We start from the raw sequence: 15,509 nt of genomic DNA, 5'->3' as shown, positions 1-15,509 counted from the left end.
TCTGCTGATGGTCTGGGGAGAGCTGCGTGCTGGGGCGTGAAATCCGAACCGCCCGTCTTGTCCTGACTCCGGTCAACTGGCCGGATCTTGAAGACATGATCAAGCTCAAGGGCGATGCCGGTGCCTTCGCCAAAATGTTGGGCGGCGTACGCAACCGGACCATGACCGAACAGGAAATGGCGGAAGACGTCAGTTTCTGGGCACGGTGCGGTGTGGGAATTTTTGCCATTCGCGAAAATGGCCGCTTCGTCGGCATTACCGGCGTTCACGAGCGCCCTGATGGCCGTGGTCTGGGCCTGAGATTTTCCATTTTTCCGTGGGCTGCCGGGCGCGGCATTGCCCGCGAAGCCGCGGCTGCGGCCCTGCGCTATGTGCTGGATACGGGCGAGAAGCGCATCGTGGCCGTGGCTAGGGAAGACAATCTGGCGTCTCGCACAGTGCTCGGCAGTCTGGGACTGCGTCATACGGCCACTTTCGACCGCGATGGCGATACGATGTTTCTCTACGAAATTACGGCGGACTGACAAACCTGCACCGATTTTTCCGGACGGCCAAAGCGGCCGTTGTGTTTTCAGATGCTCCTGCCTATCCATAACAAATCGAAAAATTTTGTTACAATTGGGGCAGGAGTTTTGTCGTGAGATTTATGAATGTCTGCACACGAGGTCTGGGACTTGTCGTCCTGATTTTTGCTTCTCAGGCCTCTGCCGAGATCTCAAAGCCCGTTGAGAGCGTGGTCAATGGCGTGCATATCATGGACCGGACCATCACGCTTCAGGCGGGTGCGAGCGAGATTGTGGCGCTTCCCCCAAACGTTCAGTCAGCCTCGACGCCGCTTCCGGATATTCTGAGTATCAATCTCGTGTCCCATCAGGTCGCGGAAATCATGGGACGACGGGAAGGGCGGACAGACGTCCTGTTTACAGGTCGGGATACGATCTATCGTTATCATGTCACGGTGCAGCGCCTCGTGCGCTGAGCCGCACCGGCAGGACCGGCCCCGTGTCGGGCGGCCCTGCCTTATGTCTTACTTGTGGGCTGAGAGCTGTCGTTCGAGAGCGGCATTCAGGGCATCGACGTCACCGTTATGGCGCGCGAGATAGGAGCTGTAGTCGCCGCGCTGGTTCATGCGCAGGCTGGCACCTTCGCCATACATGTCCATGACCTTGGGCGGGTTACCGCCGATGACCAGCTGCATGTTGACTTCCGGTTGGCCCGGACGGTCGATCAGCGCGTTGACGCGTTCGCCTTCGGGCGTGGTCGTCGTGGATGTAACGCGGAAGCTCACGCCCTGATAGCTGCCGATCTGGTCCGTGATGGTGTTGACCAAGACCTGATCGAACAGGGAGAGGTACTTGTCACGCTGGGCCTGCGTTGCGGTCCGCCAGTATTTGCCGAGGCAGTAGCGGCCAATCCCGGCGATATCGACATTCTCCTTGAGCAGGGGAAGAACTTCCTTCTTCTTCTGCTCAAGCGGCTCCTTGGAGTTGACCACGCCTGCCAGACGGCCCCCGAAAGAGTTTACGAAGTCCGTCGCCGGGTTGGCGTGTGCAGCTCCGGTGGCGACGGCGAGGGAGACAACGGCCCCGAGAATGGTGCGGCGCGAAAATACGTTGAACATGTCGTTGTCCTCAGTTGTACCAGTCGGGGGTCGTGGCGCGGTCGTCGTTCTTGATCGTGTCGATCTGGCTCTGGCGGTTCTGCTGCCATGCACTCCGGATATAGGAGTACGGGTCCAGACTGTCCTGTTCGACATGGTCGATCTGGTCGATGGAGCTGGCATAGCCTTCCATGGTTCCGGCCACGTTATAAGCCCAGTTGAAAGTTAGCAGATCATAGCCGCGCGGCACATAGTTGATCGGCGTCAGGCCCTGGCCGATGCCGTAACCGGCACCATCACGGAAATTGGACGGACCGACGAACGGGATGAACAGGTAAGGCCCGCTCTCCACACCCCAGGTGCCCATTGTCAGGCCCGGATCGGTTTCATGCTGGTTGTAGCCGACAAGTCCTGCGACATCGAAGAAACCACCAACGCCTGCGCTCATGTTGATTGCAAAGCGCATGAAGGCATCGCCCGCGCGGCGCGGCTTGCCTGCACCAACGTCGGAAAAGAAGACCGCAGGCTCGCGCCAGGTTTCGTTGATGTTCGCAATGGAGTGACGCACGGGCTTGGGAATGGCCCAGATCCATGCCTTGCCGACCGGACGCAGGACCTTGTGATAGGCCCACATCTGGACGTTGTACATCTTGCGGTTCAGGGGCTCGTAGGGATCGTTTGCGGCCTTGTAATCCGCGAGATCATCCGGATCTGTCGGGGGCGGCTGGCGGAGTGAGCCACAGGCGCCCAGTGCCAGCAGGGCGAGCGTACCTGCAAGAGCTCTGCTGCGACGTGACACACGGCGTGAGCGCGTCTCCCGGATTGCGTTGTCGTCCTGCCGAAAGTCCATAACCATCCCCAAAATACCCTTCCCGGCCCAGTGCTCACGAAGAAGTCACCGGAAAACGGAAATTTTCGTAATCCGTTCCCTGAAGGACTCCATGAACCCCGATCGGCCACGCGCCATCCGTCGCGGAAAACTGCGGAGGGGCGTAGTCATAACGTATCCTCCGATAGCGTGCATCCCTGTATGTCTGCAAATGCTGCGCGTTTGAAGAGGCCAGATGCTTTAACGATCCAGATGCTTTCTGGCTGCTTTCCGGGCTTTGACCCTTCGGGATTTTTGGGATCAGTGTGGCCTCAACTCAACACCCGGGAGGTTTCCAATGTCCAGATTCTTCGGCTCGAAGGGTACGTTTCTCGCCACTGTCGCAGCTCTGGCTCTGAGTGCCGGTGTGGCGCAGGCACACCCTACCGTGGCCAATCAGCCCTGGGGCAACACGCCGGATGGCAAGCCCGTGCGGATCGTGACCCTGAAGAACGGTCTCGGCACCACGGCCCGCATCATCACCTATGGCGGCATCATTCAGTCCGTCGAGACACCGGATCGCGAAGGGCATATTCAGGACGTGGTTCTCGGGTTCGACAATCTGAAGGGCTACACGGTTGATAGCGCGAAGGGCGGTCTGTTCTTCGGCGCCATCATCGGTCGTTACGCAAATCGTCTGGCAGGCGGCAGCTTTCCCGTGGACGGCAAGATTTACCATACGGATGTGACGGCTCCGCCGAATGCCCTGCATGGCGGTAAGAAGGGCTTCGACAAGAACGTCTGGACGATCGAGAAGACCGGCACCAACGACAATGGCGCGTATGTGACGCTCAAGCTGGTCAGCCCGGACGGCGATCAGGGCTTTCCCGGCAAGCTGACGACGCATGTGACCTATACGCTGGGTACGGACAACGCCCTGTTGCTGCACTATGTCGCCACGACCGATGCGCCGACGGTTCTGAACCTGACGAATCACAGCTACTGGAATCTGAACGGTGAAGGTTCGGGCTCCATCGAGCCGGAAATCCTTCAGATCAACGCGGATGGCTTCACGCCGACCGACAGCACATCCATCCCGACCGGCCAGATTGCGCCTGTCGCCGGGACGCCGCTCGATTTCAGCAAGCCGACCGTCATCGGCGATCGTCTGCGCAGCAACGACCAGCAGATGATGTATGCGCGTGGTTATGACATGAACTGGGTCGTCAACGGGCCGTCCGGTCAGGCGCCGCGTCTGGCGGGCAAGGTCTATGATCCGCGTTCGGGCCGCAGCATGGAAATCCTGACGAACCAGCCGGGGCTTCAGGTTTATACGTCCAACTCGCTGGATGGCGGTTATGCCGGGGTGTCCGGTCATGCCTATCGTCAGGGCGACGCGATTGCGTTCGAGGCTGAGCATTACCCCGACAGCCCGAACCATCCGTCTTTCCCGACGACTGAACTCAAGCCGGGCCAGACGTTCGATTACACGACGATTTTCAAGTTCTCGAACAAGTAAAAGACTTCGGGGTCCGGGGCGCAGGCTCCGGACCCTGAATGCTTTATGCCGGGCGGGGTGTGGTGCCCACGATCCGTGCCGGATTGCCGACGGCGGTGGAATAGGCCGGGATATCTTCAAGCACCACCGAAGCCGCGCCGATCCTGGCATATTCTCCGATCACGAGACGCCCGAGGATTCTGGCTCCAGCGCCGATCATGGCACCGCGCCGCACGATGGGGTGACGGTTGCCGCTCAGCTTGCCCGTGCCGCCCAGCGTGACATCCTGAAACAGCGAGACGTCATCTTCGACGATGCAGGTTTCGCCAATGACGATCCCCGTGCCGTGGTCGATGCTCAGCCGTCGCCCCAGACGGGCCGCGGGGTGAATATCGATGGCGAAAAGCTCGTTGATCCGGCTCTGGAAATGATGGGCCAGATGCTGACGGCCCTTCGTCCAGAGATGATGCGAGATCCGGTAGGCCTGAAGCGCCTGCCATCCCTTGAAGAACAGGAAGGGCGTGACGAGGTCCGGGCAGGCCGGGTCGCGGTCATAGGTCGCGAGAATGTCTGCTGCCGCTGCTTCGGCGATATCGGGATCGGCACTTAGGATCGAGGCGACGAGACGGGTGATCGTCGTGGCCGGGATGGAGCGGTCCGCAAGTTTTGTGCCCAGCAGGGAGGCCAGTGCGGATGCAAAATCCGGATGGTCTCCGATATTGGTGGAAAACACGTCCTGAATCAGCGGGTCATGGCAACTGCAGGCCTGCGACTGCATGTCGTGCCAGAAGGCTGTGAGGTCCGATGTTCTTTCGAAGGGCGTTTCGATGATGGCTTCCGTCATACGCCCATGGCCTTTCGGACGAAGGCCCGGCGCAGGGCGGGGAAACGCTGGACGCTCGCGATGCCGATATCGCGCAGGCGGCGCAGGACCGGATTGTCGTTGCCGAATAGGCGTTCGAGCGCGTCCGTGGCGGCCAGCATTGCCATGTTGCCGGGGCGCGTGTTGCGCTGATACCGGACGAGAAGCTCGCGGCTGCCCATGTCCTTGCGATTGCGATGTGCCTCGATCAGCAGGTCTGCGAGCGAGATCACGTCCCGGAACCCGATATTCAGGCCTTGCCCTGCGATCGGATGGATGCCGTGCGCGGCGTCACCGGCCAGAGCGAGGCGCGGACCGATATAGCTGTGGGCATACTGTGCCGAGAGCGGATAGATCCAGCGACGGCCGGTCGGGGTGATCTCGCCCAGATCCTCGTCCGCCATGCGGGCCTTGATTTCGCGGGCGAAAATCTCGTTCGGCAAATCGTGGAAGCGCTGGGCGCGGCCTTCGCCTTCGGCCCAGACGATGGCGGAACGGTGCGGATGTTCGGCGGTGCCGGGCATGGGCAGGCGTGCGAACGGACCTTCCGGCAGGAAATGTTCGAGCGCCACGCCATGATGCGGCTTTTCATGCGCGATCGTCGCGACGATACCGTACTCGTTATACGGAATCTTGGTCAGGCCGATCCGTGCCTGACGACGCAGCGGGGAACGGCGTCCTTCCGCAGCGACGGCCAGTTTTGCCGTCACGGTGTTGCCTGAGGCCAGACGGATGGAGACATGATCCGGATGGAACGTGAAGGTTCCCAGATCCGGCGCCTGCACATCAAGCGTGTCGTACTGCTTCAGCGTCTGGTTGATCGCAAGCCGCAGGTCCCGCGCTTCGACCATCCAGCCGAAGCTTTGGCCTTCGGGGGCGTCTTCCGGGCCAAAATGCAATGTCAGCGGGGAGGGGGCCTCATGCGGGCGTCCGTCCGCAACACGGATTTCGTGGATCGGCTGGGCTACGTTGGGCAGATTGTCCCAGATGCCTGCGTCCGCGAGCATCCGGCGGGAGCCTTCCGCGATGGCATAGGCCCGCCCGTCCAGAGCAGGATCTTCCATGCCGGGCAGGGCATTGCGGTCGATGAGCAGGACGCGCACGCCCTCTGCCGCCAGACGACACGCCAGCGTAGCGCCCACAGGGCCGGCGCCGTTGATGCAGAGGTCGTAATGGGTTTTTTTCATCGTACTCATCTCCCTGCCCCTGTCCTACTCCTGCGAGGGTTTGAGCGGAAGGGGGCGCTTTCCTTATGGGGGGCAGCGGGCGAGACGCATCTGAAGCAGCGTGAGGGCAGCCTGATGGAAACTGCGTTCGGGGTGTTCCCGGCAGTATTGGGCGAGAAAGGTTTGATCCTCGCGCACCACTTCGGCGTTTAGATCAAGTGTCATAACGCTCCTTCCGTCCTGGTGGCGGGCGCCGTTAACGGCCGTTACTACCCCGAGATACCAGTTGTAGAATATGACGCTTTTGGGGGATGCCGCGTCGGTGATGGCCTGTGTGAAATCCGCGCAGGACCGCGCCCCTGCGCCGTAAACCATGGGTCGCGGAAGGTCCGCAGGCGCTTTCTCGTCGACCACGACCTTGCCGTTCGGATCCAGATCGTAGCGTTCGCCATTGTCGCCAACGACAACGGCTTTGAGGCGACGGCTGATCTGGACCATTTTAGCCATCTGCGGTTCATCGGGATATTTGCAGCTGATGGCGTTTCCTGCCCAGTAGAACAATGTGTCTTCCGGCTTTTTGGAGGCGGTGGGATGATTGAGCCATTCCGCGTCCTTTGTCGGATATTTTTTTGGCTGGCTCGATACGGCGAACTGGAGTTCGTCATCCTTCTGGATGACGTCGAACCACTCTTCCAGCAACAGGGGTTTGCCGGGTCTGCCAGACCAGATGGGGTTACGCGTAATCTCTAGATTGTACCCCATGGAGGCATCCTTGAATTTCTGAACTATAGCGTTCAAGACAGACTGAAAACGGATCTGTGGTCCATAGTCAAACTGTCTTCTTCATGTGAAAAATGGGTGTTGTGGTCCTCCATGTGAGGCTTCTGTGCTTTCACCGAAGGGAATTCGACAGCCACGCTCCTGAATGATTTCAATCCGCGTACGCGATTCGGGAACGATCTGCGGCGGATGATGTTGTCTTGCGGAGACCCGCGCCAGACAGCAAGAAGATAAGGAACCGCAGAACGCATGATTGAAAACTCTTACGTCAGGTCCATCAGACGGATCGGGCATCTGCTGGACTGGCTTCCGGCTCCGCTGGGCTCGATTCTGATTCTGGTGTTCGCGGCGGGTATCGCGCTGCTGTCCAGCCGCATCATTACGGATGCCCTCCCGCGGCTGCCGGGGCTGCGACGTGTCCAGTTCATTCATGCCATTATTGCGCGGCTGCGGGCGCCTATCCGCAATGGTCTGATGATCATTGCCGCCAGTGCCGCCCTTCAGGCCACGATCGGCTTTACGGATGCAACGACCTCGTTTCTGGAACAGGTCTTCATTTGCCTTTTCATTCTCAATCTTGGCTTTGGCATCATCCGGACGTTCCGCCTGCTGACGGATCAGTATCTGACGCGAATCAGCGCCAAGGAGCATATGGATGATATCTCGGTCCGCTCGCACCAGACGCAGATCCGAGTTCTGCGCCGTCTGATCGAGATTTCTTTCGGTGTGCTGACGGTCGCGTCCTCGTTGATGGTGTTTCACTCGGTGCAGAAATTCGGCGTGTCGCTGTTTGCGTCTGCTGGTGCGGCATCCCTGATCGTCGGTCTGTCGGCCCGTCCGGCCCTGACGAATCTGATCGCGGGCATCCAGATTGCCGTCACCCAGCCCATCCGCATGGAAGACATGCTGATCCTCAACGGAGACTGGGCGTGGGTGGAGGAAATCAACGCGACCTATGTTGTTCTGCGGACGTGGGATCGCCGCCGCTATATCGTGCCGATCTCGTATTTCCTTGAAAATCCATTCCAGAACTGGACGCACAGTTCGCCGTCCCTGATCGCCTCGCTGTTCCTGTGGCTGGACTACCAGACGCCGGTTGATCGCCTGCGGGAGATGTATTTCGAGGAACTGGCCAAATGTCCGGACTGGGATCAGGACAAGACCTCCATCGGTTGTCAGATCGCGGACAGCAATGCGCAGGTCATGTCCATCCGTTTGATCGCAGGGGCACCCGATGCGGACTCGATGTGGAATCTGGCCTGCGACATCCGCGAGCGCATGTTGCGTCGCCTGCGTCTGGAAATGCCGGAATGTCTGCCGCGTGGTCGCACGGCCATCGTCTCGGGTGCGCCGGATCAGAACGCCTGGCCGGATGCTCTGGTCGCCCCGCCGGTCAACCGGCCGCAGGATGGTCCCTATCGCGGCCCCGATATGCCGGGCTCGCCACCCGCCGCAATGCCGGGACGTGCCTGAGGCGAAGCGTTCAGGCAACGCGTCATGGGAATTTCAACACGAACGGCATGATCAGGCTGCCAATATCATTATGAGACTGGCATGATCTGAGGCATACTCTGACAAAGATTACCCGATCGCAACGAGGATATGCCGTTCGTGAAGCTCGTTACTGCCATCATCAAACCCTTCAAGCTTGATGACGTCCGCGAAGCCCTGACCCCGCTGGGTGTTCAGGGTCTGACAGTTACCGAAGTCAAAGGTTTCGGTCGCCAGAAAGGCCAGACCGAAATCTATCGTGGCGCCGAGTATCACGTCAGCTTCCTGCCCAAGCTCAAGATCGAGGTCGCCGTTTCCAACGCGATCGTTGAGGACGTGATCGAAGCCATCATGACCGCAGCCCGTACCGGCAAGATCGGTGACGGCAAGATCATGGTCTCCAGCCTCGACCAGCTCATCCGTATCCGTACGGGAGAAACCGGCGAGGGCGCGCTCTGATGCGCGCGCCCATCGATACGGGCGATACGGCCTGGATGCTCGTCAGTACGGCTTTCGTGCTGATGATGACCATTCCCGGTCTGGCGCTGTTCTATGGCGGCATGGTTCGCAAGAAAAACGTGCTGGCGACGCTGATCCAGTCTTTCATGATCTGCTGCATTGCCAGCCTCGTCTGGATGGTCGCGGGCTATAGCCTTGCGTTCTCGACCGGCTCGCCGTGGATCGGGGATCTGTCGCGCGTCATGCTGCATGGCGTGGCGGATAATTTCCGCGCAGGCGTCGATTCCGCCTTCACGCTGGGCGCCGGAACCCCCGCCGCCGTGACGATGACGATCCCCGAGAGCGTCTTCATGATGTTCCAAATGACGTTTGCCGTCATCACCCCGGCGCTGATTACGGGCGGCTATGCGGATCGTATGAAGTTCTCCGCCATGTGCCTGTTTAGCGTGGCGTGGCTTCTGCTCGTTTATGCCCCGGTCGCGCACTGGGTGTGGAGCCCGACCGGCTGGGTCGCGGGGCTTGGTGCGGTGGACTTTGCGGGCGGGACGGTCGTGCACATCAATTCCGGTGTGGCCGGTCTGGTCTGTGCCATCATTCTTGGGCGTCGCAAGGGGCTGGGGCATGAAGATTTTTCGCCCTTTAATCTGACCTACGCCATTATCGGCGCGTCCCTGCTCTGGGTGGGCTGGTTCGGCTTCAATGCCGGGTCTGCTCTGGGCGCCAATGGCCGTGCGGGTATGGCGATGCTGACGACGCAGGTCGCGGCGGCTGCGGGTGGTGTGGCGTGGATGGTTGTCGAATGGGCGCGGACGGGCAAGCCGACGGCTCTGGGCATCATTTCGGGCGCGGTGGCCGGTCTGGTCGCCATCACCCCTGCGGCGGGTTTCGTACTACCGGGAAGTGCGGTCGTCATCGGCCTGATTGCCGGGGCGGGATGCTTCTGGAGCGCCACATGGCTCAAGCATCGTTTTGGCTACGATGACAGCCTCGATGCGTTCGGCGTTCATGGCACGGGCGGCATCATCGGCGCCATTCTGACGGGTGCGTTTGCCTATGGTCCGCTCTCGGCCACGGCGTCCAACCCGGCTGGAACGGTTGCTAGTGTCCATCAGGTCATCGCGCAGGCCGAGGCCGTAGGGGTGACGATTGTCTGGTGTGTTATCATGACAACCGTGATTCTGAAGGTTCTGGATCTGGCGATGGGCCTGAGGGTGTCGCCGGACGAAGAGCGTGAAGGTCTCGACATGGTTCTGCACGGTGAGCGCATCAACTGATCGCGCTTCTCTGACGCTCAAGCTGCGGGGGGCTTTTATCTCCCGCCGATTTCAGAATGAAGGTTCTTTCTGCATGACGTTTACAAAAGCCTTTTCCGGCCTCTCCCTCGCCGCCCTGCTGGCCGCAGGTCTGAGCGTTGCACCTGCGCACGCCCTGACCGCCAAGGAATGCCATGCCGCGTTCAAGACGGCCAAGCAGAACGGCTCCCTGAACGGCCAGTCCTACAAGGCATTCAAGGCCGCTTCCTGTGGCGATACGGCCAAGACCGCTGCTCCGGCTGCTGCAGCCAGCACAACGCCTGCCGCTGCTGCCCCGACAACGGCTCCGACCACGACGGCCCCAGCCGCTCCTGCAAGCGCCGCCCCTGCGGACTCGTCTCCGGCTGGTACGAAAGCCCCGATCGCTCCGAAGGCTGCCGTTGCGTCCTCGGGTAATGTCGTGTTCCCGACCGCCATTTCCCCCGAGTTCAGCAAACTCTCCGCCGGCCGCGCCCGCCAGAAGACCTGCGTCGCCCAGTACAACGCCAATAAGGCGAATGGCGGCAATGGGTCGCTGAAATGGATCCAGAAAGGCGGCGGCTACTGGTCGCAGTGCAATTCCCGCCTCAAGGGCGAATGATCTGACACCTTAGTCGAGCCTTATCGGCCTGAAAGCTCCTCCTTTGCGGGAGGAGCTTTTTTTTATTTCTGAGGGTCAGTTCAAGGCATGCCCAGCTGATTTATGGAATTTCCGCAAGGTTTTCCGGGTTTCTGGTGAACAGTTTCGGAGTGTAACATGTCGGTCAGTGGTGAAGGAAAGAAAGAGGGACCATGACATTAAGATTTTGCGGAATAATCGGGCCGACCTCCGTTCTTGTCGCTCTTCTGTTCTGCGTTCCGGCCTCAGCCCGCGATTTGGGGGCGGCGAATGCTGTGGGTCTATTTGGTCAGAGCTGTCTTTCCTTTACGGGTAACCCTTCCGGTTTGCGGGAATGGGCTGCACGCTATCACCTTCCTGAAGGACCGCCCCCGACGCGGGAGGGGTTTCTGCACGGCAATCAGGGACGTGTTTATGTGGCCAGTACGGTCTATGGACAGATGGCTCTTGTGTCGCTCGACAAAGGGTATTGTCAGGTCGTGATGCGGCAGGGAAACGTCGCGAACGTTCAAACGGAATTGCGGGATCAGCTTCTGGCCCGCCATGCCACGCTCAACCTTCTCCTGCAGCAGCAGGATCCGCAGCGTGGTGCGGCTCAGAAAATTTTTGCCTATGAACAAGGTGCTGTGCATCTTCAGCTTTCCATCACGGCTCATGGAATTTCCGGGCCTGTGGCAGAAGTTATTCTGACATCGACCTTGCCTCCCGAGAGTTCAGACCCGCCAGCGCGATCTTCTGCGCCAGCTGGTAATGGCTCTTAATATCGTCGGCAGAAACTATCGAAAGAACAACTGTCCACTGGCGTAGGACAGCCAGATGTCGTGATGGGCGAACCAGTCGGAGCCCAGCAGCATGTCGGCCTGATCGTGGACCGGGGCGACGGTCAGGACGGGACGGGTCCAGACGGTACCGCCCAGTTCGAAGCGTTTGAAATGGTGCCAGTGATACGCGCGTTCGTGCAGATCCACGCCCGAGGTCATGCCGCCGGGATCAAGGGCGAGCTGCTCGTCCGTCAGGCCAAGGCGATGGGCGAAATCCGTGCTGACGATATGCGAGCGTGCGCCGCTGTCCAGAAGGGCCGTTCCGCTCAATCCATCCAGCGTGAAAGGCACTGTCAGGCGGCCTGAGATCCGGCGGACAGGGACGCTCGTCCAGTGACCGCTCCAGACAGGCGGGGGCTGGCAGACATGGGAGCCCAGACGGGCGCGCCATAATGTCAGGCGCTGGTGCGGGACGTCGAATTCCAGATCGTAATCCGCCAGCACATCCGCGCCGAGCAGCCCGAAAACGGGCGGCGTGATCATGGGAGAGCCGGGGAGAGCGCCAACCGCCATCGTTCCGGCCCCGAGCGCGAGTTCTCCCGAACGGGGTGTGCCGAGTTTCAAATCCTGTATCCGGACGTTCGGCACGACACGCGGGGCACCGTTCGGGCCCTGCATCATTGTCCGATGCTGGGGATCGGGCGGTAGGTGGAAGGCTGCGACGCCCCTCGGAGTCATGAGGCTGCCTTCGGAGCCCGTATCGACGATCATCGAGGCATCATGGCCGTTCACTGTCACCGGGACGCTCAGATAGCCGCCATCATCGCGCAGTGGCAGCACGACGGCGCGGCTCATCTCGCAGACCGGGGCCGCCGGGGCGGTCGTCGTGCAAAGACCCAGAATCAGGGCAGCGGACAGGAGGCGTTTCATGACTCCTGATCCGCGCGAGGATGGGCCTTGCGCCACACATCCAGCAGGTGTTTTTCGTCCGCCAGCGTATAGGCCTGCGTCGTGGACAGGCTGGCGTGGCCCATCAGTTCCTGAATGGTGCGCAAGTCTGCCCCGCCTTCCATCAGATGCGTGGCGAAGGAATGGCGCAGGGCATGGGGTGTTGCGGAATCGGGCAGGCCTTCGCCCTTGCGCCAGTTCCGCATGGCGCGCTGGGCCACACCAGGATTGAGCCGCCCGCCCCGCACGCCGCAGAACAGCGGCGCATCCGGCGCGGGGGAAGGATGGGCCGCTTTCCAGCTTTCGAGCGCCTCGATCACCGCCGGAAGTAGGGGTACGAGCCGTTCCTTGCCGCCTTTGCCGACCACGCGCAGCATGTTCTGCCCCGCATTCGTCAGGTCCCGGATGTCGAGCGACAACGCCTCGCCGATCCGCAGCCCCGTGCCGTAGAGCAGCGTGAACAGCGCCCGGTCGCGCAGGGCGGCCTGACTGGTTTCGGCGTCATCAGAAATGCCATCGGCCGCGGCAAGGGCCGCTTCCTGCCCCAACGGACGGGGCAGGCGCTTTTTCATGCGTGGCGTGGCGAGCAATGATGGTGCGGGATTGGACAGATCGTGCCGCAGGGCCAGATACCGGAAGAAGGAGCGCAGGGCCGAGACATGTCGCGCCCGCGAGCGTGCTCGCGAGTCGGCACTGGTGGCGCGGCGGGTCGGTTTTTCGCTGCGGGCCGTTTCATGGGCGAGCCAGGCGCGCAGGTCGGCGAGGGACAGCTTTCCCAGATCGGCCAGTGTGACCTCCCCGCCCAGATGCTGCTGGAAAAACGTCAGCGCCAGAAGGATGTCGTGGCGATAGGCTTCGACCGTGCGCGGGCTGGAGCGCTTTTCATGCGTCAGCCACTCGGTCCAGTCGCGCAGGGCATCGAGCGCCATTAGGGATGCGGTCATGGCATTTCGTAGCGGGGGAGGTTAGACACGGTCATGGCATCCAGCAGCCTATCCAAGCCTGATCCCCGGCGAAAGCCACCTTCCACCGGAACGCGCGTTTCGGTGCTCGTGCCGCTGCCGTTTCCGGGGCCGCTCGACTATCTGGCCCCCATGCCGCTTGAGCCGGGAGATCTCGTGACGGTCCCGCTGGGCCGACGCGAAACCGTGGGCTGCGTGTGGGAAACTGACCGCACGCTGCCTGCCGATTTCGCGTTGCCGGTCGGGCGTGAACTCCCGCTCGAACGTCTGCGTCCCGTTGTCGGGAAGCTGGATGTGCGCCCGCTCCCGCAAAGCCTGCGCCGTTTTATCGACTGGATGGCGGCCTATACGCTCACGCCGCCGGGGCTGGTTCTGGCGATGGCGACGCGCATTCATCTGAAAGATGCACCCAAACCCACTCTGGGCTGGGTGCGGACGGAAGCGCCGGAAGGCGATCTGCGCATTACGCCCGCGCGCCGGTCCGTGCTGAATTTTGCGTCGTCCACACCCATGAGCACTGCCGAACTGGGGGATCGCAGCGGGGCGAGTGCGGCCGTCATTCGCGGTCTCGCTACGGCCGGTTTGCTGCGGGAGGCCGTCATTGCTCCGGCCGCTCCGTTCGGTCTGCCGGACCCGGCGCATGGCGCGCCGAAGCTTTCCGTAGAACAGGCCGAGGTCGCGCAGGAATTGTGCAGCCCCGTCGAGGCCGGGCGGTTTCAGGTTACGCTGCTGGAAGGTGTGACCGGATCGGGCAAGACGGAGGTCTATTTCGAGGCCGTGGCCGCCTGTTTGGCCAAGGGAAAGCAGGTTCTGGTTCTGCTGCCGGAAATCGCGCTCTCCGCCCAGTGGACGGACCGGTTCATCCGGCGTTTCGGGGCAGAACCTGCTGTCTGGCATTCCGATCTCGGAGCCAAGCGTCGGCGCGAGACCTGGCGCGCCGTGGCGGAAGGCAGCGCCCGCGTTGTGGTGGGCGCGCGATCGGCTCTGTTCCTGCCGTTTGCTGATCTGGGCCTCGTTGTTGTGGACGAGGAGCATGAAAGCGCCTTCAAACAGGAAGAAGGCGTCATGTATCATGGGCGGGATATGGCGGTCGTGCGCGCCCGTCTGGCGGATGCACCCGCCATTCTTGTCTCCGCCACGCCATCGCTTGAAACGCTCGCGAATGTGGAGAGCGGGCGCTATCGGCATGAACTCCTGACCGCACGGCATGGTGGGGCGACCCTGCCGGATGTTTCACTGGTGGATATGCGATCCGATCCACCGGAGCGGGGCCTGTTTCTGTCGCCCAAAATCTGCACCGCCATCGACGAGACGCTGGAAAAAGGGGAGCAGGCCATGCTGTTCCTCAACCGGCGCGGCTATGCGCCGTTGACGCTGTGTCGGGCGTGCGGGCATCGGATGCAGTGTCCGAACTGTTCGGCCTGGCTGGTGGAACATCGGGCGCGGGGTATTCTGACCTGTCATCACTGCGGGCATAACGAGCGGATTCCCAAAGACTGCCCGGAATGTCACGCCGAGAATTCGCTCGTGCCCATCGGGCCGGGAATCGAGCGCATTACGGAAGAAGCAAAACTACGGTTCCCGGAAGCAAAACTGCTGGTGATGTCGTCCGATACGCTCGGCTCCCCGGCCGCCACGGCGGAGGCGGTGCGGAAAATTTCGGACGGAGAGGTTAATCTCATCATTGGCACGCAGATCGTGGCCAAGGGCTGGCATTTCCCGAAACTGACACTCGTGGGCGTCGTGGATGCCGATCTTGGTTTGGGCGGCGGGGATCTGCGCGCGGCGGAGCGGACGGTGCAGCTTCTGCATCAGGTGGCGGGCCGTGCGGGCCGTGCGGAGCATCGCGGGCGCGTGCTGCTTCAGAGCTATGTGGGCGAGCATCCGGTCATGACGGCGCTGGTCTCTAACGATTTCCAGACCTTCATGGAACAGGAAGCGGAGCAGAGGCGCCCGTCTTTTTGGCCGCCTTACGGACGACTTGCGGCGCTGATCGTGAGCGCGCCCAGTGCGGACGCGGCGGACGCATTGGCGCGGGAGATTGCGCTCTCCGCGCCGGAGCGGGAAGGAGTGCAGGTTCTGGGACCTGCTCCCGCCCCGCTCGCCGTCTTGCGTGGACGACACCGGCGCAGACTGCTGCTACGGACGATGCGGGGCATTGCCGTACAGCCGATCCTGCGTCAGTGGCTGGGAGATATCAAACCCACGGGCGGAGCAAAGGTCGATATCGATATCGACCCCATTTCCTTCCTTTAGGGCTGGA

General features: G+C 61.4%; 16 protein-coding genes. 9 read left to right on the top strand and 7 right to left on the bottom strand.

Features of this window, described 5'->3' with window-relative positions; genetic code table 11:
- Nucleotides 1-26 precede the first annotated feature (26 nt).
- Both HKD28_RS03600 and HKD28_RS03595 read left to right on the top strand, forming a co-directional pair.
- Nucleotides 27-524, top strand: a complete 498-nt coding sequence (locus HKD28_RS03600; protein ID WP_194261219.1) for a GNAT family N-acetyltransferase — start codon at nucleotides 27-29, stop codon at nucleotides 522-524.
- Nucleotides 525-646: 122 nt separating this feature from the next.
- The gene (locus HKD28_RS03595) at nucleotides 647-979 is read left to right on the top strand and encodes a pilus assembly protein N-terminal domain-containing protein (RefSeq protein ID WP_194267450.1); all 333 of its coding nucleotides are present in this window, start codon (nucleotides 647-649) and stop codon (nucleotides 977-979) included.
- A 48-nt stretch (nucleotides 980-1,027) separates the two neighbouring features.
- Here HKD28_RS03595 and HKD28_RS03590 read toward each other — a convergent pair whose 3' ends face one another.
- On the bottom strand, nucleotides 1,028-1,621 hold the full coding sequence (locus HKD28_RS03590) for an MlaC/ttg2D family ABC transporter substrate-binding protein (RefSeq protein ID WP_194261220.1): 594 nt from the start codon (nucleotides 1,619-1,621) through the stop codon (nucleotides 1,028-1,030).
- A gap of 10 nt (nucleotides 1,622-1,631) precedes the next feature.
- Entirely contained in the window at nucleotides 1,632-2,450 is an 819-nt protein-coding gene (locus tag HKD28_RS03585) for an MlaA family lipoprotein (RefSeq protein ID WP_194266934.1), read from the bottom strand.
- Nucleotides 2,451-2,766: 316 nt separating this feature from the next.
- On the opposite strand from HKD28_RS03585, the gene HKD28_RS03580 reads away from it, so the two are divergent.
- Entirely contained in the window at nucleotides 2,767-3,927 is a 1,161-nt protein-coding gene (locus tag HKD28_RS03580) for an aldose epimerase family protein (protein WP_194266931.1), read from the top strand.
- A 43-nt stretch (nucleotides 3,928-3,970) separates the two neighbouring features.
- Here the strand turns inward: HKD28_RS03580 and cysE are convergent, their stop codons facing one another.
- From cysE to HKD28_RS03565, 3 genes are read right to left on the bottom strand one after another with little or no spacing between them, the layout of a single operon-like run.
- A complete protein-coding gene (cysE, locus tag HKD28_RS03575) occupies nucleotides 3,971-4,750 on the bottom strand; it encodes a serine O-acetyltransferase (protein ID WP_407925762.1) in 780 nt (259 codons plus the stop codon).
- Nucleotides 4,747-5,964: a UbiH/UbiF/VisC/COQ6 family ubiquinone biosynthesis hydroxylase gene (locus HKD28_RS03570; RefSeq protein WP_194266928.1), complete on the bottom strand. Its 1,218-nt coding sequence runs from the start codon at nucleotides 5,962-5,964 to the stop codon at nucleotides 4,747-4,749. Before HKD28_RS03570 ends, cysE begins: the two co-directional genes overlap by 4 nt.
- Nucleotides 5,965-6,018: 54 nt before the next feature.
- The gene (locus HKD28_RS03565; protein ID WP_194266926.1) at nucleotides 6,019-6,696 is read right to left on the bottom strand and encodes a hypothetical protein; all 678 of its coding nucleotides are present in this window, start codon (nucleotides 6,694-6,696) and stop codon (nucleotides 6,019-6,021) included.
- A 267-nt stretch (nucleotides 6,697-6,963) separates the two neighbouring features.
- Between HKD28_RS03565 and HKD28_RS03560 the strand changes: the two genes are divergently transcribed.
- The 5 genes from HKD28_RS03560 to HKD28_RS03540 all read left to right on the top strand — a co-directional run bounded on the left by HKD28_RS03560 (nucleotide 6,964) and on the right by HKD28_RS03540 (nucleotide 11,336).
- Nucleotides 6,964-8,187, top strand: a complete 1,224-nt coding sequence (locus tag HKD28_RS03560; protein ID WP_194261225.1) for a mechanosensitive ion channel family protein — start codon at nucleotides 6,964-6,966, stop codon at nucleotides 8,185-8,187.
- A 138-nt stretch (nucleotides 8,188-8,325) separates the two neighbouring features.
- Nucleotides 8,326-8,664, top strand: coding sequence for a P-II family nitrogen regulator (locus tag HKD28_RS03555; RefSeq protein WP_174694216.1), 339 nt, complete (start codon nucleotides 8,326-8,328; stop codon nucleotides 8,662-8,664).
- Nucleotides 8,664-9,938: an ammonium transporter gene (locus HKD28_RS03550; RefSeq protein ID WP_194266923.1), complete on the top strand. Its 1,275-nt coding sequence runs from the start codon at nucleotides 8,664-8,666 to the stop codon at nucleotides 9,936-9,938. The genes HKD28_RS03555 and HKD28_RS03550 overlap by 1 nt, the downstream gene beginning before the upstream one ends.
- Nucleotides 9,939-10,011: 73 nt before the next feature.
- Entirely contained in the window at nucleotides 10,012-10,557 is a 546-nt protein-coding gene (locus HKD28_RS03545; protein ID WP_194266920.1) for a hypothetical protein, read from the top strand.
- 191 nt (nucleotides 10,558-10,748) lie between these two features.
- The gene (locus HKD28_RS03540; RefSeq protein WP_194266917.1) at nucleotides 10,749-11,336 is read left to right on the top strand and encodes an NMCC_0638 family (lipo)protein; all 588 of its coding nucleotides are present in this window, start codon (nucleotides 10,749-10,751) and stop codon (nucleotides 11,334-11,336) included.
- Nucleotides 11,337-11,351: 15 nt separating this feature from the next.
- Here the strand turns inward: HKD28_RS03540 and HKD28_RS03535 are convergent, their stop codons facing one another.
- Nucleotides 11,352-12,266, bottom strand: a complete 915-nt coding sequence (locus tag HKD28_RS03535) for a retroviral-like aspartic protease family protein (protein WP_194266915.1) — start codon at nucleotides 12,264-12,266, stop codon at nucleotides 11,352-11,354.
- Nucleotides 12,263-13,228, bottom strand: coding sequence for a tyrosine recombinase XerC (locus HKD28_RS03530; protein ID WP_194266913.1), 966 nt, complete (start codon nucleotides 13,226-13,228; stop codon nucleotides 12,263-12,265). The genes HKD28_RS03535 and HKD28_RS03530 overlap by 4 nt, the downstream gene beginning before the upstream one ends.
- A 33-nt stretch (nucleotides 13,229-13,261) precedes the next feature.
- Between HKD28_RS03530 and HKD28_RS03525 the strand changes: the two genes are divergently transcribed.
- Nucleotides 13,262-15,502 (top strand): primosomal protein N', encoded by a 2,241-nt coding sequence (locus HKD28_RS03525; RefSeq protein ID WP_194266911.1) that lies wholly within the window; start codon nucleotides 13,262-13,264, stop codon nucleotides 15,500-15,502.
- The last annotated feature ends 7 nt before the right edge of the window (nucleotides 15,503-15,509 follow it).

Source organism: Gluconobacter cadivus, from assembly GCF_015244745.1.
Classification (GTDB): domain Bacteria; phylum Pseudomonadota; class Alphaproteobacteria; order Acetobacterales; family Acetobacteraceae; genus Gluconobacter; species Gluconobacter cadivus.
The sequence above is the reverse complement of the archived record's forward strand: the minus strand, read 5'-3'. Positions and strand labels throughout refer to the sequence as shown.